Annotated in this window: 24 protein-coding genes; 1 reads left to right on the forward strand and 23 read right to left on the reverse strand. The window is 28.4% G+C overall.

What is annotated here, in order from left to right; translation table 11 throughout:
- Window positions 1-48: 48 nt before the first annotated feature.
- The 18 genes from KHQ81_07035 to KHQ81_07120 form a co-directional block, all read right to left on the reverse strand.
- Window positions 49-1,860, reverse strand: coding sequence for a DNA translocase FtsK (locus tag KHQ81_07035; protein ID QVK19429.1), 1,812 nt, complete (start codon window positions 1,858-1,860; stop codon window positions 49-51).
- 158 nt (window positions 1,861-2,018) lie between these two features.
- Window positions 2,019-3,716 carry a ribonuclease J gene (locus KHQ81_07040; protein QVK19430.1) on the reverse strand — a complete coding sequence of 566 codons (1,698 nt, stop codon included), beginning with the start codon at window positions 3,714-3,716 and terminating at the stop codon, window positions 2,019-2,021.
- A gap of 212 nt (window positions 3,717-3,928) precedes the next feature.
- Window positions 3,929-4,792, reverse strand: a complete 864-nt coding sequence (dapA, locus tag KHQ81_07045) for a 4-hydroxy-tetrahydrodipicolinate synthase (protein QVK19587.1) — start codon at window positions 4,790-4,792, stop codon at window positions 3,929-3,931.
- A 2-nt stretch (window positions 4,793-4,794) separates the two neighbouring features.
- A complete protein-coding gene (locus KHQ81_07050; protein QVK19431.1) occupies window positions 4,795-5,889 on the reverse strand; it encodes an aspartate kinase in 1,095 nt (364 codons plus the stop codon).
- Window positions 5,837-6,862 carry an aspartate-semialdehyde dehydrogenase gene (locus KHQ81_07055; GenBank protein ID QVK19432.1) on the reverse strand — a complete coding sequence of 342 codons (1,026 nt, stop codon included), beginning with the start codon at window positions 6,860-6,862 and terminating at the stop codon, window positions 5,837-5,839. The genes KHQ81_07050 and KHQ81_07055 overlap by 53 nt, the downstream gene beginning before the upstream one ends.
- Window positions 6,859-7,446, reverse strand: a complete 588-nt coding sequence (locus tag KHQ81_07060; GenBank protein QVK19433.1) for a dipicolinate synthase subunit B — start codon at window positions 7,444-7,446, stop codon at window positions 6,859-6,861. The genes KHQ81_07055 and KHQ81_07060 overlap by 4 nt, the downstream gene beginning before the upstream one ends.
- On the reverse strand, window positions 7,446-8,273 hold the full coding sequence (locus tag KHQ81_07065; protein QVK19434.1) for a hypothetical protein: 828 nt from the start codon (window positions 8,271-8,273) through the stop codon (window positions 7,446-7,448). The genes KHQ81_07060 and KHQ81_07065 overlap by 1 nt, the downstream gene beginning before the upstream one ends.
- A gap of 380 nt (window positions 8,274-8,653) precedes the next feature.
- Window positions 8,654-9,163: a hypothetical protein gene (locus KHQ81_07070; protein ID QVK19435.1), complete on the reverse strand. Its 510-nt coding sequence runs from the start codon at window positions 9,161-9,163 to the stop codon at window positions 8,654-8,656.
- A gap of 922 nt (window positions 9,164-10,085) precedes the next feature.
- On the reverse strand, window positions 10,086-10,541 hold the full coding sequence (locus KHQ81_07075; GenBank protein ID QVK19436.1) for a hypothetical protein: 456 nt from the start codon (window positions 10,539-10,541) through the stop codon (window positions 10,086-10,088).
- 451 nt (window positions 10,542-10,992) lie between these two features.
- Entirely contained in the window at window positions 10,993-11,196 is a 204-nt protein-coding gene (locus KHQ81_07080) for a hypothetical protein (protein QVK19437.1), read from the reverse strand.
- An 83-nt stretch (window positions 11,197-11,279) separates the two neighbouring features.
- Window positions 11,280-11,687, reverse strand: a complete 408-nt coding sequence (locus KHQ81_07085) for a hypothetical protein (protein ID QVK19438.1) — start codon at window positions 11,685-11,687, stop codon at window positions 11,280-11,282.
- A gap of 586 nt (window positions 11,688-12,273) precedes the next feature.
- Window positions 12,274-14,364 (reverse strand): polyribonucleotide nucleotidyltransferase, encoded by a 2,091-nt coding sequence (gene pnp, locus KHQ81_07090; protein QVK19439.1) that lies wholly within the window; start codon window positions 14,362-14,364, stop codon window positions 12,274-12,276.
- A gap of 146 nt (window positions 14,365-14,510) precedes the next feature.
- Window positions 14,511-14,780: a 30S ribosomal protein S15 gene (gene rpsO, locus KHQ81_07095; GenBank protein QVK19440.1), complete on the reverse strand. Its 270-nt coding sequence runs from the start codon at window positions 14,778-14,780 to the stop codon at window positions 14,511-14,513.
- 106 nt (window positions 14,781-14,886) lie between these two features.
- On the reverse strand, window positions 14,887-15,819 hold the full coding sequence (locus tag KHQ81_07100; protein ID QVK19441.1) for a bifunctional riboflavin kinase/FAD synthetase: 933 nt from the start codon (window positions 15,817-15,819) through the stop codon (window positions 14,887-14,889).
- 12 nt (window positions 15,820-15,831) lie between these two features.
- Complete coding sequence (gene truB, locus KHQ81_07105; GenBank protein ID QVK19442.1) at window positions 15,832-16,719, reverse strand: tRNA pseudouridine(55) synthase TruB; 888 nt, start codon at window positions 16,717-16,719, stop codon at window positions 15,832-15,834.
- A gap of 8 nt (window positions 16,720-16,727) precedes the next feature.
- Complete coding sequence (locus tag KHQ81_07110; protein QVK19443.1) at window positions 16,728-17,282, reverse strand: hypothetical protein; 555 nt, start codon at window positions 17,280-17,282, stop codon at window positions 16,728-16,730.
- A gap of 223 nt (window positions 17,283-17,505) precedes the next feature.
- Window positions 17,506-17,817, reverse strand: coding sequence for a thioredoxin (gene trxA / locus KHQ81_07115; GenBank protein QVK19444.1), 312 nt, complete (start codon window positions 17,815-17,817; stop codon window positions 17,506-17,508).
- An 86-nt stretch (window positions 17,818-17,903) separates the two neighbouring features.
- Window positions 17,904-20,252: an endonuclease MutS2 gene (locus KHQ81_07120; protein ID QVK19445.1), complete on the reverse strand. Its 2,349-nt coding sequence runs from the start codon at window positions 20,250-20,252 to the stop codon at window positions 17,904-17,906.
- Between the two features lie 80 nt (window positions 20,253-20,332).
- Here KHQ81_07120 and rnhC point away from each other — a divergent pair, with 80 nt between their 5' ends.
- On the forward strand, window positions 20,333-21,232 hold the full coding sequence (rnhC, locus tag KHQ81_07125) for a ribonuclease HIII (protein QVK19446.1): 900 nt from the start codon (window positions 20,333-20,335) through the stop codon (window positions 21,230-21,232).
- A 139-nt stretch (window positions 21,233-21,371) separates the two neighbouring features.
- On the opposite strand, the gene rpsU is transcribed toward rnhC, so the two are convergent.
- The 5 genes from rpsU to dnaK all read right to left on the reverse strand — a co-directional run bounded on the left by rpsU (window position 21,372) and on the right by dnaK (window position 26,890).
- A complete protein-coding gene (gene rpsU / locus KHQ81_07130) occupies window positions 21,372-21,545 on the reverse strand; it encodes a 30S ribosomal protein S21 (GenBank protein QVK19447.1) in 174 nt (57 codons plus the stop codon).
- Window positions 21,546-21,635: 90 nt separating this feature from the next.
- Complete coding sequence (mtaB, locus tag KHQ81_07135) at window positions 21,636-22,940, reverse strand: tRNA (N(6)-L-threonylcarbamoyladenosine(37)-C(2))-methylthiotransferase MtaB (protein QVK19448.1); 1,305 nt, start codon at window positions 22,938-22,940, stop codon at window positions 21,636-21,638.
- Between the two features lie 5 nt (window positions 22,941-22,945).
- Window positions 22,946-23,689 (reverse strand): 16S rRNA (uracil(1498)-N(3))-methyltransferase, encoded by a 744-nt coding sequence (locus KHQ81_07140; protein QVK19449.1) that lies wholly within the window; start codon window positions 23,687-23,689, stop codon window positions 22,946-22,948.
- A 182-nt stretch (window positions 23,690-23,871) separates the two neighbouring features.
- Window positions 23,872-24,996 carry a molecular chaperone DnaJ gene (dnaJ, locus tag KHQ81_07145; protein ID QVK19450.1) on the reverse strand — a complete coding sequence of 375 codons (1,125 nt, stop codon included), beginning with the start codon at window positions 24,994-24,996 and terminating at the stop codon, window positions 23,872-23,874.
- Between the two features lie 70 nt (window positions 24,997-25,066).
- On the reverse strand, window positions 25,067-26,890 hold the full coding sequence (gene dnaK / locus KHQ81_07150; GenBank protein QVK19451.1) for a molecular chaperone DnaK: 1,824 nt from the start codon (window positions 26,888-26,890) through the stop codon (window positions 25,067-25,069).
- Window positions 26,891-26,894 lie beyond the last annotated feature (4 nt).

Genomic DNA, 26,894 nt, shown 5'->3' on the forward strand with positions numbered 1-26,894 from the left:
AATTATTAAAAAAATGTAAATAAATTTAAGTATTATAACATAAATTCTTTAATATTCGTCTAAATTCGTCAAGTTTACAACTTGAACCCTTGTACTTAAATTATCAGAACGGGAATAGATTATACAATCTCCATTTTTTAATAATTTTGTTGTATCATCTTCTAAGTACTTAAACGATATTTCTTTATTATTAATCATAAAGGAAATGATTCCATCAAACTGTGCCCTTAAATTATTTGTTAAGATTTTTTCATCCATATTATTAGTTGAGAAAATGGTGTAAATAGAAACTTTTCCTCCATAGACTAAAATATAATTTAAATATTTTAAATAATCATTATTATTCATATAAAAGTCAACAAAATCATTTAGTACTAGAAGTATTGGTTTAAAACTTTTTTTATTTTCGTTTAACTTAGTGAGTCTCTGTTCTACTTCTGTATATATTTTTATAAGCATCGGTTTCATACTTTGGAAATCATGTATAAATGGATAAAATAAATGCGGGATGTATTCAAATGAATTTAGTTCAAATTTCGTTGAATCACATAATATTAGTTGAAATTCATCCGGCCTATATTTATAAACGATTACATTAATAATTGTCTTTAACAAATCTATTTTCGAATTAATGTCATTGCCTATCACTAATATATTTGGCATTTTATTAAAATTTATGCAATGTAACTTACCACAGTAATTTCTTCCAATTGGTATCATTTGTTTATCTTCATCTTCTTCTAAAATTTCTCTTAAACTAACTAAATAACGGTACTCATTTGGTACTTCTATGATTAAACTTTGTTTATTTTCATATTTTTCATACATCCGTATATTATCTGTATCTAATCGAACAAATAAATCATTTTTATAATTTAATATTTTTTTACTCTTAATACTATTTTCTACTTCAATAATATAGGTTGATATTGTAGGACCGATATATACCTCATCAATTGTAAGGTTTAGATTAAAAGCTTTTAAAAAATCATTAATTATTTTGGCGTTTTGTAAAGTAATCTCTTTTTGGTTTTCTAATATTTCTTTATTATCATGATACTTCAACATTTTTAAATTGGGTTTGTTATATTTCTTATGTTTAACCTCTATTTTTTCATTTTTAGTTAATGTAATATTATCAAATTTTTGATTACTCGGACTTTTCAACTGTACTTTATCTATGACAACTTCTTTATTTTGAGTTTTATTATATTTGGACACTTCATACATTTTATCAAAAGTATTTTTCACTATTTTTTTACTTTTTTGATACAACTTAATGATTCCAAAATAAATATCATCAATGAAGTCATAAATTGTTTTCTCAAACAAATAAGCAACTCCTGAGATAAGCAATATAATCGCAATTATTTTGGTCCCAATAGAACCTAACAAAACATAACTTGTCCAAAACAAAAATGCACCTAACAATCCTCCTCCAAAAGTAGCGTTACTTGATTGCCTATCAATATAACCTAAAAACAAATTATAGGATTCAGTTACAATATTAGAATGATTTGATTTGATTTGACTCTCTAAGGCATTGTAAATTGGAAAATGACTATAAATCAATAGTCCAGCACTAATAAAAATAAAACCTTTTATTTTTATTGAAGAATAGGTGATAAATTCATGGTAAATAATCATCATCGTTCCATAATAAAACATAAAAATGAGAATGAGCCAATACCAATCACCAAAAATCATTTTAACTAATGTATTAAGTGTTTTTCCTACAGGACCTAATTCAGAAATTAAGATGAGTGAAAATAAAATGAATAAAATCCCCCAAATTTCGAAGTAGACTAAACCTTCTTTATTATTATCATCTACAACTTTTCTCTTTTTATCTTTAGACAATTTATCACCTACTTTCACACCTTACTGTCATTTTATTAAATTTCTTTCTCAAAAAATGACGAATATTATCAGGTGTATCACACAAAGCAAAAAATTACTTCAATGCTAAGTATTAATCAAATAAAAAAGCACTATCAAATAGTGCTTTAACATATAAATTATAACTCATTAACTATTAACATAATGATTGGTTTACGTTTTGTTTCTTTATATAAATAGCGTCCAATTTTTTCTCTCATCTCATTTTTCATTTTAATCATATCAGTATTTCTAGGATTAGATGAGTGTTCATTAACTAGATTAATTAACGTTTGTTGAACATGATTAATTATTTCTTCATTATCTTTCACATAGATAAAACCACGAGAAACAATTTCAGGTCCAGCGATTATTTTTTTCGTCTTTACATCGAGAGTAAGAATGGCGAGTAATATTCCATCTTGAGATAACATCACACGGTCTTTTAACACCACATTACTAATTTCTCCAACACTTAACCCATCGACCATAATTTGATCAACTTCAATGTCATTAGAAATATTGACTAAGTCACCTTGATCAAGTTCAACAACCATCCCATTATCTAATAAGATAATTTTTTCTGAATCATAACCCATTTGTTCGGCGATTTTAGCTTGTGCATATTGATGACGATATTCCCCTATCACTGGAATAATATATTTAGGTTTTAATAAATTAATCATTAATTTGATATCTTCAGCACTTGCATGAGAAGATGGTAAATAATTTTTATTGATTGTAATAACACTAGCACCTGTCCGATAAACGATATCAATTGTCCGAGCAGCCTTAATTTCAGTTCCTGGGATTGGTGGTGAAGCAATTAAGATGGTATCTGTTGCTTCTATATGAATAAGACGGTCTAATTTTCTTGACATTCTAATCATAGCGTCAAAAGGTTCTTGGCGTTCACCAGTTGCTAATACAACTAAATTAGGTAAATTATTATCATTTGCCTCATCAATAAATTTTAAATTCACTAGCATTCCTGGGGTAGGAAACTTTAAATAGCCCATTTTAACCGCGATATCTACAATTCGTTGCATCTTGCGACCAATAATCGCAATTTTACGTTGATGTTCATTCGCAACATTTATAATCTTTTGTATTCTTTGTAAGTCCGAAGAAAAAACAGAAACAATAACTCTTCCAGGAGCTTGTGAAATTGCTTCACTTAATTCATAGACAAATCGAGCTTCTCCAGTCGTATGTCCAACCTTATCAGCTGATAAACTCTCAGATAATAACGCTAAAACACCTTTGCGAGAGATATCAGAAATTTGATCATAGCTTGTCTGATATCTGTTTTCAACATTTTGTTCAAATGTATAATCGGATGTATAAACAATAGCTCCATCAGTTGTATTTAAACAAATTCCTACTGAATCAGGAATACTATGGGTCGTACTAAAAAAAGAAATTTGTACATCATTGAATGTTAAAACATTTGTACTCTTTATTTTCTTTAATTGATAATCATCGATATTTTCCCCATCATCACGCATCGCATCTTCAACTAGAGCCATGGTAAGACGTGTACCATAAACAGGAATATTAATATTTTTTAAAAGATTTGGAACTGCTCCCATATGATCATCATGAGCATGTGTTAAAAATAGACCTACGATTCGATTTTTATTTTCTACCAAATATTTAAAATCAGGGATAACTGCATCAACCCCCAATAAATCTTCACCAGGATACTTTAAACCAGCGTCTAATATGAAAATTTTCGAATTGACTTCAATGACATACATATTTTTTCCATTTTCACCTAGTCCACCTAAGGCAAAAATCTTAATTCTTGAATGTTTTATATTGTTCACAAATTTCATCCGTACTAACGTACGGATTTCACCTTCCTTTCTATATCTATTTATAATCAATTTTTCTTTAAAACTAATTTTTAGTTCCAGTAAAAAAAAAGAACGATATGTCTGTATATAGTATGATTCACCTTTCCGTTACTTATCTTATTATATATCAATTTTTTAAAAAAATAAACAAAAAGGATATAACTTCTTTAATAGTTATATCCTTAATTTGCTTATATCCTAAGAATACTATATAATTCATTTTTAATTTCTTCACTCATATCTACTAATGGTAACCTGACACTTCCTACATTAAAACCTAAATGATTTAACGCTGCTTTTAACGGAACTGGGTTTGGTTTTATAAATAAAGCTTCAAATTTTGGATAATAGATGTTAAAAATAGCTAATGCATCATTATACTGCTTCGTTCTCATTAACTGTATAATATGATGAATGCTTTTACCATAAATATGGCTCGCTACAGAGACAATTCCATCTACATGGTGCTTTAACGCATCATAAAGTAATGTATCATCACCAACATAAGCTTTAAAATCTTTTATTTCTTCTTTAATTTTTTTGATTTTATCAACATTTTTATTTGATTCTTTTATCCCTACGATATTACTTATTTTAGCTAATTTTTTAATTGTTTTATATTCCATATCAACCCCTGTTCTTGAAGGTATATTATAAATAATGATAGGCTTTTTTGTATTTTGAGCAATTGTTTTAAAATGTTGATACATGCCTTCTTGATCTGGTTTATTATAATAAGGGACGACAACTAAATACCCTGATAGTGGTAAATACTCCACTTTTTTTATAAAATCAATGGTCTTTTTCGTTGAATTTGTTCCAATTCCTGCAATTACAGGGATTCTATTATCAACATATTCTAGTGTTTTTTCAAATAAAACAATTTTTTCAATGTCTGTTAATGTAGGAGATTCACCAGTTGTTCCACTTAATAAAATACAACTAGTATTATTTTTTATTAAATGCTCCACTAACTTTTTTAACGTATCTAAATTAATATTATCATCCATATCAAATGGAGTTACCATTGCTGTAATAATCTTCCCAAACACTATCCTCACCCCGTTTCAAATAATTTTTGATGTAACTCACATAACTTCTGATTAACATCTTTTGTTTCTACAAAAATATACTGCTCTGATTTTACCTTATCATATTTGATGATTGTGATTTTACTATATCCTTTAGTTCTTTCATAAGTTTTATTTTGTTCATTCAATTTATTTTTCCATAATTCTTCATCATCTGAATGAATATAATAATTATTATCTATTTCAAATACGTTTTTATCACTAATATTTGCTTCAATGTCGTATTTTATATAATCATTCTGATAAGATAAATTTGTTAATAATACATTTTCATCTTCTACTTCTGTATAACAATTAAAATCATCTATCGCAACAAAACGTAAATTAACTTTATTATACTTGGCTAATAATGCCCCTTTTGCATGTAATACTTTTGAACCATTTTTAGTCATATCTACTAATACATCAAAATTTAATTTAGGAATTTTAATAGCTTCTTTTACAATACGGGGGTCTGCAGTAAAAACCCCTTCAACATCTGAGATTATTTCTACATATAATGCATCTAGGGCAATCCCTAAAGCAATTGCGGTTGTATCACTCCCACCTCTTCCTAAGGTTGTGACCTCACCATTTAATGTTTGACCTTGAAACCCAGGAATAACTAATACATCAAATTTAGATAATTTATTCAATATATCTAAATCATTAATCTTAATAATATCAGCATTAGTAAAATTATTATTTGTTATTATCCCTATTTCTTTAGTAGATAAGGCAATCGCATTGATATCATTTTCAATTAAATAATCAGTGAATACGATACTTGAAATAATCTCTCCAATTGACATTAATCTATCTTGTTCTTTCTTAGAAACATGAAAATTAATTAAATTTTTTAAGGTATCGGTTGCGTAAGGGTCCTTTTTTCTCCCCATAGCCGATACCACACAAATCACTTTATGATTTAATTTTAACTCCTTTTGAATATGAATAATGGATTTTTTAAATTGATCCTTGTTACATATAGAAGTCCCACCAAATTTTTGAACAACTATGTTCATACTATCACCAACCGTATATCTTTTCTTCAAAACATTTTTCTGCAATTTGTAAAGCATTAGCTGCAGCACCTTTTAATAAATTATCAGCGACATTCCAAAAATGTAATATATGATCATCATAATAATCTTTTCTGATTCTTCCTACAAATACCTCACTTTTATCACGACAATGTTGAGCAAGTGGGTAAACTTGATTTTCGATATCATCCATCACAATTATATTTTCTGATTCCCATAAATTATGAAATACTTGTGTTAAATTAACTTTATTTATAAAAGCCACCGTCACACTCTCAGAATGTCCATTAATAATCGGTACACGGACTGCTGTACAACTTATAGAAAAGTTTTTCTTAAGTATTTTTTGAGATTCCTTAATAACCTTTAATTCCTCTTTTGAATATCCACTATCATCAAATAAATCAATTTGTGGGATTACATTATTTAAAATTGAATAGTGTTTTTCTAACCCTTTGACAGGAAGAATTCTTGCTTCTTTCACACCTCTTCTATAATGAATGATTTGGTCTTCTAATTCATTAATAGCCCCTTTACCAGCACCTGATACTGCTTGATAAGTTGAAACATCAACTCTTTTTATCTCATTATCTTTAGATAAAGCATTCAAGATGACAACTAATTGAATGGTTGAACAATTTGGATTGGCAATAATTCGGTCTGTTTTTTTAATCTCATTAAAGTTAACTTCTGGTACAACTAAGGGAATTTCATCAATCATCCTATATACACTTGAATTATCTATGACAACACAGCCTTTATTGACAGCGACTTTAACATATTTTTTCGCAATATCATTTGTTGCCATAAAAAATACCAGATCAAGATTTTCAAATACTTTATCTGATATCGGTCTTACTTTAATTGTTTCTTTACTAAATACAACCTTCTTACCGGTTGATCTTTCTGATGCGATAAGTCTTAATTCATCTATAGGTAAAATTGTTTTATTTAACAACTGTATCAGTTTATCACCAACTACACCAGTTGCACCAACGACTCCGATTTTCATCTTGTATCAACTCGCTTATTTTTAACAATAATAATCGGTTGAATTTGTTTATCCATTAAAGCATAGCGAATTGTATCTTCAGTTTTATTAAAATCAGACACCAAACTATTTGGTTTCTCTTCAGGATTATCTTGACCAAATGGGATAAAATATATATTTTTCATGACTAATAATTTCATTAAATTAGACCCATTCATTCCTAATGCATCATTACTTGATACGCCTATTATTACAGGACGACAGTTTCTTAATGTTGATTTAGCAGCCATGATTACCGCATTATCAGTTAAAGCATTCGCTAATTTACTTAATGAATTGCCTGAACAAGGAGCAATCAACATACAATCAAAGAATTTACTTGGTCCGAATGGTTCTGCATCTTCAATCGTATAGATGACTTTATCATTGACTAATTCCTCTATTTCTTTCACATATTCAGGATGTTGTTTAATCGATGTAGTCCCAAACAATTTAATTGTATATTTTTTTAGTAACATATTTTTTATAATAGGTACTAAATCATTTATTTTACCATATGATCCTGTTATACCTATCGCAATTTTAAGTGCTTTATTACCTTCCATCACGATTCACCCCTAACAATATCATGATAGATGAATTGTCCAATAAGTTCGCCAGTTGTTTTAGGTGCAATTTTACCAGGAATTCCTGGTAATAATAAAGTACTAATTCCTTGATTTTTTGCATATTCATGATCAAGTCCATAAGGTTTACTGGCTACATCAATTATTAAGACATCTTTATTTTGTAATTTTTTAATCATTGTAAAGTCTATTATTTTAAATGGAATCGTATTTATAATAAAATCAAATTGGTCTATCTGCTTGATTATTTCTGAGTGAACAATTACATTAAAATCATTTATTTTGGCATGGATTATATCTTTTTTATGACGACAAGATATTGTGATATCAGCTTTTAATGTTTTCAATACCTTAGCACAAATTTGTCCTAATCTTCCATATCCTATCACTAATACACGACTATTAAAAATCGCTTTTTCATCATTATTTACGATTGAAGAAATAATTCCTTCTGTTGTAATATAATTATTTTTAATTGCTAGATCATCTGTTAAATAAGTTTTTAGTTGTATCTTATTTTCTTCACATTTATTTTTTAACTCATCTGAAATTAATCCAATATAAATTGTTTTATCTCTTAACATTTTAATATAATTATCAGTTAGATGAATATCTGTACCATCAATTAAAAAATCTTTATCAACACCTCTAACTGGTAATATTACATAATCACAATTCTTTTTCTCTATACCATAAAATAAATGAAGTTCATCTGAAATTTCTGAAATATCAATGCGACTTTTCAAGTAATTCTGTATGTACTTCATTCTTTCATCTTTATTTTTCACTATAAGAACTCTAGACATTATAAATCACCTTCTATATTTCTTTCATATTATTTTATGAGATGTTATATCTTATGGTGACATTATAATTTATTAATGATAATTGTATTTTTTTGTCTCTACTAAATCTAAATTAAACGCCTAGATATTAAAAAAGGTGTGTACTTTTTACTCAATTATTAGTTAATATTTCACTATATTTTTGAATATAAACGCTTCTTTAAAGGTGTAAAAAGCTAAAGTACACATCAACAATTAATCCACCAAAGAAATATCTCAAGATAAATATATTATTATACTATTGGTGGGTTAATCCTTTTATGTTTGAAATCATTATGTTTTTATTAAAATCTTTCAATAAAAAAATGATAATACCTTATAAAAAGCATTATCACTATTAATTAATATTTTATTTTTTTCTTATTTTTTTTATTTTTCTTATCTTCTTCTTCTTGTTTTATTTCAGCCATAAGATTTTCATAACAAGTTTCATGAGTATAGTATTCAATTTCTGTCACTGTTACCTTTTTATCAGAATAGTCTTGCCCGCATATGAAACAAAATTTACCCAAAGAAATTTTATAATCTCTTAGAAATTGAGTGATTGAATGTAGTATATACTCAATTTTTTCAATTTTTATCGTACGATTAGGTTCTCTCACTTTAAATACTAACACTGTATTATCAAAAGAAAATTTTTTTAATCCAAAATCTACTTTATGTTGTTTTAAATAATCTAAAACTTGTTCTTTATCTTGGGTTCTAATACCAGTTAAAGGTAAAATAAATAATATATATCTTTTACCTTGATACAAAGTTACAAGGTAATCATTTTCTTTTCCATGAGCAATATTATTCACTCTAACCCAATTTCTTTTTTCAACAAAAGATATAAATAAATTGTTAAGCATACTTTCACTCCTTATAAATAATAACTATATATAATTATATCATGTATTATTTTAGGTATAAAGGATATTTATTCTTTAAGTATAAACTTCTAACAGGATTCTATCCTTTTATTAGATTATTTTATTCTTTAGAAACAAAGGATTGAAAACTATTTTCTAATGGATATATTATTGCAGTCAAAGGTACTAAAGACTTCAAGTTAGTAGAAATTAAATAACCTAGAGGGATGTTTTAAAATATGCTAAGCAGTATATTATTTTAATAAATTATCAATTGTTTATCAATTGATAATTTTTGTCTAGTAAAATGTTTTTCAGCAAATCTCATCTGAATTATAGATGTCGTGAAAAAGTTTTCCAAATTTTTGAATTAGAACTATTAATAAGATTCATGTATAACTACTAATACATAAAGTATAGCTAATATAATCAAATTGATTAATTAGCTTTTTCTATTGTAAAAAAATATTACTTATAAACTCTTGGTTTTTTTGGAACAGAAACTTTTATTGTATATTTCATTATCTGAATTTTACTATTTTATATGTAATTCATCTTATAATTACCTTCTAATAAAAGATCTTTTATAGTAAAAAAAAGAATAGAAAACAAAATTATATTTGAATTAAGATTTTGTTTATTACATAATAAAAAAGTTTACTTATCTTCAGAAATAAACTTAATCTACTTAACTTTTGTTGTTGTATCATTCATATGTTTCGATAATCAAAATGTGTTTGAGATGTTATCATTCTAGTTTTATATGAAAATATTTTTGTGAAAAGGTATACTCTCTCCTTGTTAAAGGAGCGTAAATGGCAAATGAACTTTTACACAATTTATTATTTAATATCAGAACAATATTCAGATATTATCATTATTAATGTTTAAAATGTATGGAATTCTACATTAACAATATCAATTATACTGACTTCATATAATCTAGAAAAGATTCATCTACAATAGATTCTTTACCATGAAGTTTAATTTGCTCATATATATCATAATAAAGAGATTTATAATCTACTATATTATATTGATAATATAATTTCTGCCCATCATTTCCATATAAAATAATCTTCTTATTTATTTTAAATTCTAATTTAATTAGGTCTTCCCATCTTATTACAATTTTCCCAAATATTGAATCATTAGATATTTCTTTATTATTAATCACTATTTTCAAAAAATATTGTGTAATAGATAAAATACTTGCTAATAAAAAGGGAAGAAATGTAAGAACTATGAAATTGTTATTGTCTGAAGGATTTATATTAAATAATGCAGCGATTAAAAATATAATTAATATTGGTAGGATAATTCCACCAATAATAATTTGTATGGTCAAATATATTTTATTCATTTTATATATCTTCATATTCTATCTCCTTTTTACTCAATATCCAATATCTTCGCATAAACACACATATTATAACTAATATATTACTACTTTTACCTATTAAACTATCATCATTCTTCCTATATCAGGATTTAAAGAATTAAATACTGTTTCTCCATCGTAACGATAACCTGGGTAGCAATATGGGTTTATTTAACATAACTCAATATAAACACCATCAACATGTATGATATTCCCCATGCATCATAGCTACATTCTACCATTATTATCAACTTTTTTGTAATATCTCCTTGCATATTATTGAAAAATAGATAAAAAATTCACAAAGCCTTATAAATTTAAGAATTTGTGAAATAAAATTCTATCCTATCATAAAATACTTTATTGAAGGTGAAGAACATCCAAACTTAGATAAGAAATGTAACCCTATTAACTAATATAAGTTAATTTACTTATAGTTTAGAATATATTATTTTAATAATTTCTTATTAATTTTATAGATAATCATAAAAATTAAAATATAAACAAGAAGTATTTGATCAAATATTCGAAAAATAAATAAAAACCTTTCATTAAACAGAAATAAATGAAAGAAAATTGAAATTCTATTTAATACATCAATAAAAGATAGTATACCTATGATAGCTGCTGAATATCCAAGAAATCTCTTCATATTTTCCCACCTCTATTCTAGAATAGATAAAATATTCATGTATTTATTATCATAAAACATTAGCTAACAATATAAATCCATTATTATAGACCTTTTATGGTTTTTTTGTCTACTAATATTGTTACATTTGTTCCAGGGGTTAAACACTTTCCTAGTATATTTAAACTACGTTTATAAGATCGATCTATTAGCCAATAAGAATAAGTTATTTTACCACGATTATAAAAATCATTTTGAATAATAAACCCCTTTATCGGTATTCCAGTTTTAAATAATGTTTTTATATACATTATCCTATACAAAAACATTGAAGCTGATAGTAGCCAAATAATAATAAACATTTTATATAAACCATTTTCTGAATTATTAATAGGTTCATTTTGAATAATTAATAGTTGTACTAAAGCTATTGTTGCAATAATTAACGAAAAAAATGCTATTGATATATAAGTATCAACAAACATCTTCAATAATTTTGGCTTTCTTACCATAATATCACTCCCCATAGTATTGAGTTCTTATATAATATATTAATTCAGTTGATAATAAAAAAAATATTTTAATAAACATCTCCAACTCATTACCTTGTCAAGTATTTCATCAATATTATTGTACTATGGTAATTACATCAGATTCACTACTATCAGTAATTAAATGTACTCCCATATTCTGAGTGACCCCTTGACTTTACATAACTGGTCTTAGGTGCCATACTCCTTGCAGGAATTATCTCAGCAGCTGCATATATAATCTAGCTTTATATTTCACTTAACTCAATATATAATGATATTTCCCGTGCACCATAGCTATATTGTACCACTATTTTCCAATAATCATCAACAATTTTGTAATATCTCCTTGCAAATTACGAATATAAAAGAACACCGTACCAAGATAACTGTAATAGTAAAAATTATCTATGATATTTTAACTCAAATTCTATCCAATACATTTGAATAACCTACTTTTTATATGTTAGTAGTAGTTGGTAACCACATTTAAATGATATCAAAAATGTTTATTAATCTACTAACTCTTTTTTTAAAATCAACAAAAAAAGCATATGGATTCATATGCTTAATCATTTATTATAGCTGCTTTTCTAGATAAATTAATTCGATTCTTCTCATCAATATCTGTTACTTTTACGATGATTTCATCCCCTACACTAACAACATCTTCAACCTTACCAACTCTTTCTTTATCAAGTTGAGAGATATGAACTAACCCTTCAGCTCCAGGGAAAACTTCTACGAAACAACCGAATTTTTCAACACGTGTAACTTTACCAGTATAAATAGCACCAACAACTACTTCACGAACGATATCTTCAATAATTTGAATTGTTTTATTAATATTTTCGTAATCTTGATGCATGATAAAGACACGACCGTCTTGCTCAATATCAATTTTAACGTCTGTTTGTTCAATTATCGCATTAATTTGTTTACCATTTGGTCCAATAACATCTCGAATCTTTTCTGGTTTAATACGCATCATTTTAACTTTAGGTGCATATTTTGATAACTCAGGACGAGCTTCAGAGATTGTACCTGACATATGATTTAAAATTTCCATTCTTCCTGCGCGTGCTTGAACAAGCGCTTCATGTAAAATATCTTTATTAAGTCCTGCAATTTTGATATCCATTTGAATTGCGGTAACACCTTTTTTAGTTCCTGCTACTTTAAAGTCCATGTCACCTAAATGATCTTCTAATCCTTGAATATCAGTTAATACCGTATAATATTCACCTTTTTTTACTAGACCCATGGCAATACCAGCAACTGGTTCTTTAATTGGTACACCTGCAGCCATCATAGCCATAGATGATGCACAAATAGAAGCTTGAGATGTTGAACCATTTGATTCTAATACCTCAGAAACAAGGCGAATTGTATATGGAAAATCATCTTCACTTGGTAAAACTTGTCTTAATGCTCTTTCTCCTAATGCACCATGACCAATTTCACGTCTACCTGGTCCACCATATCTTCCTGTTTCACCAACAGAAAATGGTGGGAAATTATAATGATGCATGAAACGTTTTGTTACTTCTTCTTCTAAACCGTCTAATTTTTGATATTCACTTATTGCACCTAATGTACAAGATGATAAGACTTGTGTTTGTCCACGAGTAAATAATCCTGATCCATGAACACGTGGTAAAACATCAATATGACTTGATAATGGTCTAATCTCATTAACTCTTCTTCCATCAGGTCTGATTTTATCTTCTGTAATTAAGCGTCTTACTTCTTCTTTAACGATATCATGAATTACTTCATTCACTTTTTTAATTACATCTTGATCTGCTTCTTCTTCTTCATAAATCGCAATAATCTTTTCAGAAATAGCATTAATATTTTCTTGACGTTCTTGTTTATCAAATGTTTTAACTGCTTCAATCAAATCTTTTTCTGCTAAACTTCTAACTCTATCGTTAATTTCTTGCGGTACTTCATAAAGCTTGATTTCAATTTTTTCTTTTCCAACTTCTTCAACAATTTCCTTTTGAAATTGAATTAATTTCTGTAACTCTTGATGTCCATAAATAATTGCATCTAACATATCTTCTTCACGAACTTCTTGAGCAGCAGCTTCAACCATATTAACAGCTTCACTTGTTCCAGAAACAGCCAAATCAATATCTGAATTTTCTTTTTGACTTACCGTTGGGTTAATCACAAACTCATTATTAACTCTTCCAACATAAACCCCAGCAATTGGTCCATTAAAAGGTATATCAGATATCATTAAAGCAAGTGATGAACCAAACATTGCTGTCATTTCTGGAGTACAATCATGTTCTACAGACATTATATAATTAATTACTTGAACTTCATTGCGGAAACCATCAGGAAATAACGGGCGGATTGGTCTATCTATTAAACGACCAGATAAAACTGCATGTTCTGTGGGTCTACCTTCACGCTTAATAAAACCACCAGGTACTTTACCTACGGCATATAAACGTTCTTCATACCCCACTTGTAATGGAAAGAAATCTAAATCTTTCGGTTTTTTAGATGCCGTAACAGTTGATAAAACAACTGTCTCACCATAACGTACAAGAACGGCACCATTCGCTTGTTTAGCTAATTCTCCTTGTTCAACGATTAATTTTCTTCCCGCAAATTCCAATTCGAAAATCTTTTTTTCACTCATGTTTTAACTCCTTTAACCAAAACTTTCCTTATTAATAATACCATAAATAAGTTCTTTTTTTTATAGTTTGAGACATTTTTTTAAAAAATATTTCATTTTTTACAAATCAATAAAAAAGCTATATACAAAGTATATAGCTTTTACTATTAGTGACGAAGTCCTAATTTAGAAATAACATTACGATAACTTTCAATATTGTTTTCTTTTAAATAAACTAATAAATGTTTACGTCTACCAACTTTTTTTAATAATCCACGACGTGTATGGTGATCTTTCTTATGTTCTTTTAAATGTTCATTAATACGTTTAATTTCTGTTGTTAAAATCGCAATTTGAACTTCAACAGAACCTGTATCACCTTCATGAATCGCAAATTCTTTAATAATTTGTTCTTTTTCTTGTTTTAATAAAGCCATTTTAAATCCTCCTATATTATTTTGTCGCCTCAATCAAAGCTTACGTCGGAGCGTCGATAAGCTTAGATAAAAGTCTTTATTATTTTACACGAAATCAATACAATAATCAAGCGTTATTAATAAATTTAAATGCTTTTTCTTTATCTTCATTTAATTGAGCAATTAAATTCTCAACACAATCAAACTTCTTTTCATCGCGTATTTTTTTTATCCATGTAATAGTAATCTTTTCATTATAAATATATTTATCAAAATTAAGAATATGAACCTCAACACTTTTATTATTATTTTCTCTAAAAGTAGGATTATGTCCAATATTACAAATTCCATAGTATTCTTGTTGGAATACTTTAACTTTTACTATGTAAACACCATTTTGAGGAATTAAATAATTATTAATCGTTGAAATATTTGCGGTTGGATACCCCATTTCTCTTCCTCGTTTAAATCCATGGATGACAATTCCTTCTGTTGTATATAATCTTCCTAAATAAGGTTTTACTTCATCAACTTGTCCATTTACAATTAACTCTCTTATTCTACTACTACTAATTTTAACTCCATTTATTTTTTGTTCGTCAATCATGGTTATTCCAAAGAGTTTTTTTCCATCTTCAAAAAGTGTATTTATATTACCTTTTCCTTTATAACCATATAAAAAATCAAACCCAGTCACAACATGCTTCGTATCAAGTGCTAAAATAAATTTTTCGACAAACTGTCTTGGAGACAATTTAGCGATGGATAAATCAAATTTAACCACAAATAAATAGTCTACTCCCATTTTATCAAGTAAATTTATTTTCATATGATGAGGGGTTAATAAACTTTCAATTTTTTGCTTTCCTAATAAATATTTTGGATTTGGTTGAAAAGTCATTAATCCACTACGATAATGATTCTCTTTTGCAGTTTCTAATGTTTTTTTAATTAAACTCTGATGAGCTATATGCAAGCCATCAAAGTAACCTAAAGCTAACACTAACCCATTTTTTATCGGTAATATTTTACTATTTGTATTCAAATAAACGACTTTCACACTTTACACTTCCTATTCACCTATCAATACACGGACTGGTCTAATCATATGTGGATCTTTTGCATCCCTTTCATATACAGCTAAAACCTGTTTAAATATATCACAAAACACAATTGTTGTAAATTGTTTTATCTCATATGTTAATTTTTGACCATGAGTAATTTTTTTTCTAAGTATATCATCAACTTCAACCATATGATAACTCTTTAATGCATCATAAATAGAAATCAGTTCATAATTACCACTTTTGATTTCATCAAAAGAATAACATTGATTTAAATGAAAATTACCTGATTTAATACGTATTAAATCACTCATGTGAGAAGGATATCCTAATTTTTTTCCTATATCAACTGCTAAAGTCCTGATATAAGTCCCTTTACTACAATGAATGCGAACATTAAATGAAACCTCTTTTCCTGTAAAATTGTCCTCTTGGGATAATAATTCAATATCATAAACCTCAATCGTTCTTTTTGGACGCTCAACTTCAATATTTTGTCTCGCATATTCATACAATTTTTTACCATTAACTTTAACTGATGAAATCATTGGTGGAATTTGAATTTGCTTTCCCAAAAAAGAATTTAACACATCAAGTAATTGTTCACGAGAAATACTTTTTAAATCATCATTCTTTTCTACTATTTCTCCACTTGAATCTTCACTGGTTGTGCTATAGCCAATTGTAACCTCAGCTATATATTCTTTATTTGATTTATCTAAAAATTGGATGATTTTCGTTGCATCATTAATACATAAAGGTAAAACCCCTGTAACATTAGGATCTAAAGTTCCTAAATGACCTACTTTTTTAGTATGAAAGATTTTCCTTACCTGATTAACACAATCATGACTTGTCATCTTTTTGGGTTTATTTAATAATAATATTCCATTCATAACATCACCTATATTCCATATGCTGCACAATATTCAATAAATGCTTCACTCATTAAAGTTAGTTCTGTATATTTATCTAATAATTCATAATAAAGATTTAGATACTTATCAAGTTCAAATTCATTGATAACAACATTTGGTACAATATTTTCTTCAAAAAACTCTAACGATTGATCAATGCGTTTTAAATCATATGATTTTTCCTCTTCATCAATCTCTTGATTTTTCTCAATCTCTAACTTCAATTCTTCTAAATCAAATACTATTTTGATATATAAAGACATTTTATCTAATAATGTATAATCATTATTTAATTGTCGTAAATAGAGTTTAATTTCCTCTAAATTTTCAAACATATAATTTAATCCATATTCAAATAGCTCTTGAACATCTTTTGAGGGTTCTTCTTCCTCCGCTTTCATTATCAACATCAAATAACTGAGCGATTTAATGATAGGAGTAATAAATTCATTTAATAAAGACTGTTCATTTTCTAAATGAGAAATTAACTGTCCATTTTCATTCACATAATTTTCAAAATCTGAGTATAGTGTATTATCCATTATAACAAGTCACTATAAACTAGTGACTTCCCTCCTTTCTATCTACTGTCAATCTTTAAATTGATAAGTTAATATCATTATATCAATTTTTCCTAAAAATAAAACATATTTATTTAAATTTATCCTACCTTCTTATTTTAAATAGCCATCATTTATATATACAAGGATTTATAGATGAAAAAAGGGATTAAATCCATTTTACAATGAACAAATCCCTTTAGTTTTACTTATTTTTATTAATCCATGTTGTTAGCATTTCTTTTGATTGAAATCCCATTGTTTGAGCAACATTTTCACCATCTTTAAAAAGAATTAGCGTTGGTATACTCATTACTTGGTATTGTTGTGCTACTTGTGGAACATTATCAACATTCACTTTAACAATTTTCACATCAGTCATCTCTGTAGATAATTGATCTAAAACGGGGGCAATCATTTTACATGGGCCACACCAATCAGCGTAAAAATCAACTAAAACAAGACCAGTTGAAATATTATCCTTAAAATTATTAGCATCAGCATAGATAACAGCCATAATCTAATACCTCCTATCGTATTTTACATCCATATTATACGTGTTAAATTGGTTATTTACAACAATTTTGCTTTAAAAAAGGTAAATTAATTAAAAGACACGACCGTAACACCAAGTCCACCTTCACCATCGCCACCAAAACGAAAACTTTTTACATAAGGACATTTTTTTAAATAACTTTGTACACCTTTTCTTAAAGCACCTGTACCATGACCATGAATGATTGAGACTTGATGGTAATTACCAAGCATTGCAGAATCAATAAATTTATCCAACTTAATGAGTGCATCCTCATATCGTAATCCTCTTAAGTCTAATTCTAATAGACACTTTGATTGCTTAACAACGCTAACTTTATTTTGTGAATTTTTAGCTTTTTTATTATTGTTACCTTTTCCCTCAATTAATTCTAAGTTCTTTTCATGAATACGTGAAGATAAAATTCCAATTTGGACTAACCATTCAGTCTCATTAACTTTTTCAAGCAGTTCACCAGTTCTATTCAACGTTAATACCTTCACTAAATTACCTGGTTGTAAACTTTTATAAGTAGTAGAAACCTTTTTATCCTCTTTATAATATTGATTTGTGTTTAATTTACTTTTAATATCAATGACTTCATGTTCTTTGTAGTTCGCTTTTTTTGTTTTTTTAAGCTCCTTTAGTTCATCGATAATTGTCTCCACATCTTGTTGTGCTTTTTTTACGATTAATTGTGCTTCTTGTTGTGCTTTACTCTTAAGTTGGGCTTTATATTGATTAAATTCATTATTTTGTTGTTCAACTTGCTTCTTTTCATTTAATAAATCTGTTTTAATCATTTCATTTTCATTAATCAGCTTATCTAAATACAGCCCTTGATTCTCTAATTGGATAATTAATTTATTAACATCTGTTTTTTCAGTTTCTAATTGTTCAGTCGCTTTTGTGATAATATCATTATTTAATCCCAAACGACGTGATATATCAAGCGCATTACTACGACCTGGTATTCCAATCAGTAATTTATAAGTTGGACGGAGTGTCTCAACATCGAATTCAACAGAAGCATTAATAATATTATCTGAATTATAAGCATATGTTTTTAATTCAGAATAATGAGTTGTAGCGATAATTCTAGAACCTCTTTCATTTAAATAATCTAATATACTTACAGCAAGTGCTGCCCCTTCTTTTGGGTCTGTTCCTGCCCCTAATTCATCAAGTAATACTAAACTATTAATGGTTATATCACTAGTAATATGAATGATGTTTTTCATATGGGATGAAAATGTTGACAAGGACTGTTCTATACTTTGTTCATCACCAATATCAGCAAACACATTATCAAATACAGCCAGTTCTGTTTGATAATTTGCTGGCACTAATAAACCAGCTTGCATCATTAAAGTAAATAACCCTACGGTTTTTAAAGTGACTGTTTTTCCTCCCGTATTAGGTCCTGTTATAATAATTGTTTGATATTCTTCACCTAAAAAAATATCATTTGGAACTACTTCATCTTGATCTATTAAAGGATGACGTCCTTTAAAGATTTTTATAATTCCTTCACTATTAATAATTGGTTTCACCGCATTCATATCACGTGCAAATTTAGCTTTAGCGAAAATAAAATCAAGACTTTTTACAATAGCACTATTTTCAAGCAAGGCTCCATCATTTTCTGCGACAAGTTCAGTTAATCGACGTAATATTTTTTGTATTTCTTCCTTTTCTTCATGAATTAAGGCATTGACTTTATTGTTCATCTCAACAATTGCTTTCGGTTCAATATAGACGGTATTACCACTTTGAGACATATCATGAATGATCCCTTGAAAAGAGTTTTTATATTCAACTTTTACAGGCAGTACATATCGATCATTTCTAATAGTGATGATTGAATCCGTTAAGTATTCTTTTTTGGTACTTAAAATACGATTGATTTTCTCTTTGGTTCTACTTTCCATCACTTTAATTTGTGTTCTAATTTCTTTTAATCGTGGTGTAGCATTATCTACAATATGTCCATGGATATCAATACATAATTCAATTTCTTTTCGTAAAGAATTTAAATTAACTAATTGATTAATATAGTCACCAATCAAATCACAACTAATTTTTTGATTTTCTAGTTTATCTAGATACAATTTCATTTGATAGACACCATAAATAAAATCTGTGATTTGAACTAAATCTGAAATCGCTAAAACGCCACCAATTTTCGCTCTTTTTACAAACGCCCTAATATCTGAAATTCCTCCCAAAGGAATTTCACCCATTCTATATAATAAATGTAGCGCTTCGTCTGTTTCATTTAATAAAGATTGAATTAAATCAATGTCGTTAGAGATTTCAATTTCTTCTATAGCTTCTTGACCTAAACTACAACTCGTATAAGGACCCAATTTTTTTAAAATCTTATCAATTTCCAATGTTTTATAACTTGTATTCATCTTAAAACCTCCAGACATGTTTTATTTTACCAAAAAATTTGCTAAAATAATAGTATTAATTGATGAGGTGAACAAAAAAAATGAAAAGTATATCAATAATAGTTAATGAGAATACATTAAATAAGATAAAAAGTTTTTATGAGGATCATTTAATTCCTAATAATAATAAGAATGCCCTATTTATCGCAAAAATTGATGGTTGTACAATTACTGCATATCATACAAAAAAAGTCCTGTTCCAAGGAAAGAATTCAGAAACTGAAGCAGCAATGTGGGAAGGAATTAAAAATGATAAAAAGAGCGTCTCAACTAATCAAAATCAACATTCATATTATTTAGATTGTATCGGAAGCGATGAAGTAGGGACTGGTGATTATTTTGGTCCCGTTGTTGTTGTAAGTGCATTTTTAGATAAAGATAAATTACCATTAATTAAAACATTAAATATCGATGATTCAAAAAAATTAACCGACAATGACATAATGAAAATAGCGCCTACTCTATTTAAAAATATTCCATATTCCTTGCTGGTTGTCCATAATGAAAAATATAATGAAGTTATGAAACAAAAAGATATGAACTTAAATAAATTAAAAGCAGTTCTTCATAAACAAGCTATCTCAAATCTATTAAATAAAATAAAACAACAACCACCCATTATTATTGACCAATTTTGCTCAATTGAACATTTTAATAAATATATTAACGAAAGAAATTTTACTAAAGGTATTCACTTTCATACCAAAGCAGAAAGCAAATATGCTTCTGTTGCTTGCGCTTCGATGATGGCACGCTATATTTTCCTACAAGAAATGAAAAAGTTGTCAGAATCCCTTAAAACAACGTTAAACAAAGGTGCTTCTAACCAAGTTGACATTCAAGGAAAAGAATTAGTCCAAAAATATGGACCAGATATCTTAAATAAGGTAGCTAAACATCATTTTAAGAACACAGAAAAGATTAAAGCGCTCATCGATTAAAAACTATTATTTAAAAGGGATTTATTACTATATGATATGTAATAAATCCCTTATACAAATATATGTAGTCTATATAATCTTATAAAATTTAATTTTATACTATAAAAAAAACGTTGCCATCTGACAACGTTTATTTTCATTAGAATGATTTTTTTCCTTTAGCCTTAGCCTTCATTTTTTTAGTGACACTTGGTTTTAAGTAATATTGACGTTTGCGGGCCTCAGATAGGGTACCAGCACGTGCAACATCGTTCTTAAAACGACGTAAAGCATCTTCTAATGATTCGTTATTTCTAATTATAGTTTTTGCCATGATTTTTTATTCCCTCCTTCCGCACACAAACAAATACAAAAAAATTATACCTCAAATTCAGTAAATAGTAAATATTTTTTTCAATATTTGTTATATTAATTCACCAAAAGCAAGTGATTGTGTCGTATTTTTTATTAAAACTTTAACTTCTTTCCCAATATTTGACTCATTACCAATGGCTTTAACTTTTACATAATTTGAAGCATGACCTAAAATATATTGTGAATCTTGTTGACATCTTTCTTCAAAAATAACATTCAGTATTTGATTTTGAAATTGGTTCACATATTTTTCTGTTAATTCCTTTGATAAAGCTAATAATTCATTTACTCGCATTGTCTTGACAATTTCTGAAACTTGCAAAGCCATCTTGGCTGCTCTAGTTCCTGAACGTTTAGAATAAGGAAAAACATGTAATTCACTAAAACCAACTTTTTTTATAAAATCATAAGTTTCTTTAAATTCATTTTCGGTTTCTCCAGGAAATCCAACAATTACATCAGTTGTAATCGCAATATCAGGAAAAATTGCTCGGATTTCATTTATTTTATCCATATACTCATTAGTAGTATATTTTCGATTCATTCTTTCTAGAACAGTATCAGACCCGGATTGTATAGGAACATGAAGATGATTCGCTAAAATATGAGAGTTTTTCATCACATTTAACATTTTCTCATCAATTTGTGAAATTTCGATTGAGGAAATTCTGAGTCTCTTTATTCCATGGACTTGTTTTTCAATATCTACGATTAAATCTGCTAAATCATAATTATCAAAATCTATGCCATAACCACCTGTGTGTATACCCGTTAAAATAATCTCTAAATGACCATGATCAACTAAATTTTGTATCTCCATAATGACAGAATCTTTATCTTTTGAACGCATCTTACCTCTTGCAAATGGAATAATACAATACGTACAAAAATTCTGGCAGCCTTCTTGAATTTTAATATTTGCACGTGTTCTTGATTCATAATTTATGACCGCTAGATTTTCAAATTGAACATCATGAAATAGATCTTTGACATAAGTTACAGGTTTCCTGTTTTTAATAAATTTTTCAACCATCTCAACAATATTTTCTCGACCATTCGTACCAATAATGAGGTCTACACCATCAATTTTTGCTACTTCATTCGGTTGTGTTTGCGCATAACAACCTGTTACACAGATAACTGCATCAGGATTTTTTCTAATCGCTCTTCGAATCATTTGACGACTCTTTCTATCTCCTTTATTAGTTACTGTACAAGTATTTATGATATAAACATCAGCGACTTGATTAAAATCAACTCGCTTATAATTAGCATTTTTAAATAATTCACTTATTGCTTCTGTTTCGTAATTATTAACTTTACACCCTAAGGTATAAAAAGCAATTGTTTTCAAAACAATCATCTCCTTAGTTCTAGTTCGTAAGTAATCGCAGACATAACAAATAATGGTGCTGTTTCAGTTCTTAATATCCGATTTCCTAAAGAAATTACTTGAAAATCATTTTCTTTTAATAATGAGATTTCTTTATCTGATAGCCCTCCTTCAGGACCAATAAAAATCAATAATTTCTCATTTTCATTAATATTTTGAAGTCGTTTTGACAGATTAAATTGTTCTTCTTTTGAACTTGCTTCATAAGCAACACATTTATAATGAAAGTTTTTACTAAAAGCAATCATTTCAGTAATCGACATAAATGAATGGACCTTAGGAATCATTAAACGGTGAGATTGTTCAGCAGCACTCTTAGCAATTTTATTAAATCTCTCTATTTTCTTATGTTCTGTTTTTTTATCGACTTTAAATAAGGAACGTTCACTTAAAACAGGTATTAATTCATATCCTCCAAGTTCAGTGACTTTTTGAATGACAGTTTCAAACTTCCCTGATTTAGGCATTCCTTGGGCGATGGTTGTATGAATTTTTAATTCACTTTCTTGCTTTACTTCATATTGTAATTCTACAATAATTGCATCACTATTGATTTCATTAATCGAACCATAGTAAACGACTTTACCGTTTGAAATATAAATTTGATCGTTTATTTTCATCCGCATAACGTGTTTAATATGGTGATAGTTATCACCAATAATTTCAATAAATTTATCCTCTATATTAAACTGAGTAAAATAACGTTGCATAAAATTACCTCTTATTAATTACTTACTAACAATCGCTTGATATTGTAATTTCAAATTAATTATATCACGTACCCTTTAAGATATAAAGATACTTACTTAATTAATTATTATAACCCTGTTTTTATATTCCATTAAAAAATCTATTGTCTTACCCATTAATGGTAAACAATAGATTTTTAGTTTTATTTTGAACGTTTAAATACATTTTTAATTTTATCAAATAATGTATCATTATCTGATTCAATCGTTGATAACTCCTCAAATAATGCTTTTTGCTTAGCAGTTAGATTTCTCGGTGTCACAACTTTTACAATCACATATTGATCCCCTTTAATACCAGATCTAAGGCTTTTAACCCCTTTATGTTTTAATTTAAACTTCGTTTGTGATTGTGTACCTGCTGGAATGGTTAGTTTAACATTCCCATGGATTGTTGGAATTTCTATTTCCTCACCTAGTGCTGCTTGTGAGAAAGTTAATGGTAATTCACAATAGATGTCATTTCCTTCTCGAATAAAGAAATCATCTGCTTTAACATTAAAGTAAATATACAAATCACCGGTTGGTCCACCATTTACGCCTGCATTTCCTTTTCCAGATAAACGGATTTGTTGACCATCATTAATTCCTTCAGGTATTTTAACTTTAATGGTAGACGTTTGACGTTTTTTACCAATTCCACCACATTCAGTACACTTATTTTTAATCATTTTTCCGGAACCATGACAATCAGGACATTCATGCTGTGTTTGAACACGCCCTAAAATCGTTTGTTGGACACTTGAAACAACACCTCGTCCTTTACATCTTGAACAAGTCTTAATATCATTTTTAGATTTAGCACCAGTTCCAGCACATCTTGTACATTCCTCTTCACGTTGTAAATTAATTTCTTTTTCAGCACCAAAACAAGCTTCTTCAAAAGTGATAGTCATTTTTATACGAATATCTTCGCCTTTTCTTGGACCATTTGATCGGCGTGAACTGCCTCCGCCACCGAAACCACCAAAAAATTGTTCGAAAATATCTCCAACATCACCAAAGCCACCAAAACCACCAAAGTCTCCCTGACCAAAACCTTGCCCATCTACACCAGCATGACCAAAACGGTCATAGTTTGCACGGTTGTTCGCATCAGATAAGACTTCATAAGCTTTTTGTACTTCTTTAAACTTCTCTTCAGCGCCTGCTTCTTGATTAACATCAGGATGATACTTTTTTGCTAGTTTACGGTAGGCTCTCTTTATCTCATCATCAGTTGCGCTTTTACCTACTCCTAATATATCATAATAGTCTTTTTGACTCATTCTTTCACCTCCAAATTCATTCTAAAAAGTCAAAGTCATATGGACTTTGACTATTTAAATGTTTAGTTAATTACTTTACGTCCTCGTAATCAGCATCTACAACTTCGCCCTCTTCAGCTTCATTGTTTTCTTCTGGTTGTTGATTTGGTTGAGCATTTTGAGCTGCTTGTTGATATACTTTCGCTGCTAATTCTTGAGCGATTTTTTCTAATTCTTCTTTCTTACTTTTAATAAGATTAAAGTCTTTATCATCAATTGCTTTTTGAAGTTCATTTCCTAATGCTTCAACTTTTGTTTTTTCATCATCAGTAACATTATCACCTAAATCTTTAACTGCTTTATTAGCTGCAAAGATTAAACTTGATGCTTCATTGATAAGTTCAATTTCTTCAGCCTTACGCTTATCTTCTTCAGCATGTTCTTCTGCTTCTTTAACCATACGGTTGATTTCATCATCAGAAAGTCCACTACCTGATTGAATTGTGATTGATTGTTCTTTATTTGTTCCTAAATCTTTTGCTTTAACATGAACAATACCATTAGCGTCGATATTAAATGAAACTTCAATTTGAGGTACGCCACGAGGTGCAGGTGGAATATCTGTTAATTGGAAACGACCTAATGTTTTATTATCGTTAGCCATTTTTCTTTCACCTTGAAGTACGTGGATGTCTACGGCTGGTTGATTATCAGCTGCAGTAGAGAATACTTGAGATTTTGTAGTTGGAATTGTTGTATTTCTTTGAATTAAAACTGTATTAATTCCACCTAATGTTTCAATACCAAGTGATAATGGTGTAACATCAAGTAATAATACATCTTTAACATCACCTGTTAAAACCCCACCTTGAATTGCTGCACCCATTGCTACAACTTCATCAGGATTAACACCTTTTGATGGTTCTTTTCCTAATTCTTTTTTAATCAAATCAACAACTGCAGGAATTCTTGTAGAACCACCTACTAAGATAATTTTATTAATATCATTAGCTGTCATATTCGCATCTTTTAATGCACTACGAACTGGTCCTAATGTTCTTTCAACTAAGTCACTAGTTAATTCATCAAATTTTGATCTTGTTAATGTTGTTTCTAAATGTAAAGGTCCGCTTGCTCCCATTGAAATAAATGGTAATGAGATTTGACTTTGCATTACACCAGATAATTCTTTTTTCGCTTTTTCAGCTGAATCTTTCAAACGTTGTAAAGCCATTTTATCTTTAGATAAATCAACACCATTTTCAAGTTTGAAATTAGCAACTAACCAATCGATAATTTTTTGGTCAAAATCATCTCCACCTAAACGGTTATCTCCATTAGTAGAAATAACTTCAAATGTTCCATCAGCAAGTTCTAAGATAGAAACGTCAAAAGTTCCTCCACCTAAGTCATAAACTAATATAGTTTCTTCTTTATCTGTTTTATCTAATCCATAAGCAAGAGCAGCTGCAGTTGGCTCATTTATAATACGTTTTACATCAAGACCAGCTATTCTACCTGCATCTTTTGTTGCTTGACGTTGAGCGTCATTAAAATAAGCTGGAACCGTAATAACTGCTTCTGTAATATTATGTCCTAAGTAACTTTCAGCGGTTGCTTTTAAATTTTGTAAAACAAAAGCTGATACTTGTTCTGCTGAATATTCTTTACCTTCAATCATCACACGATGTTTTGTTCCCATATGACGTTTTATAGACATAACCGTGTTATCAGGATTAGTTACTGCTTGACGTTTAGCCACTTCACCAACTAATTTTTCTCCATTTTTAAACGCTACTACAGATGGGGTTGTACGCCCACCTTCAGGATTAGGTATAACAATTGCTTCTCCATTTTCCATAACAGATACACATGAATTTGTTGTACCTAAGTCAATACCAATTATTTTTCCCATGAAT

This window comes from Mycoplasmatota bacterium, assembly GCA_018394295.1.
Taxonomy (GTDB): Bacteria; Bacillota_I; Bacilli_A; order Haloplasmatales; family Haloplasmataceae; genus JAENYC01.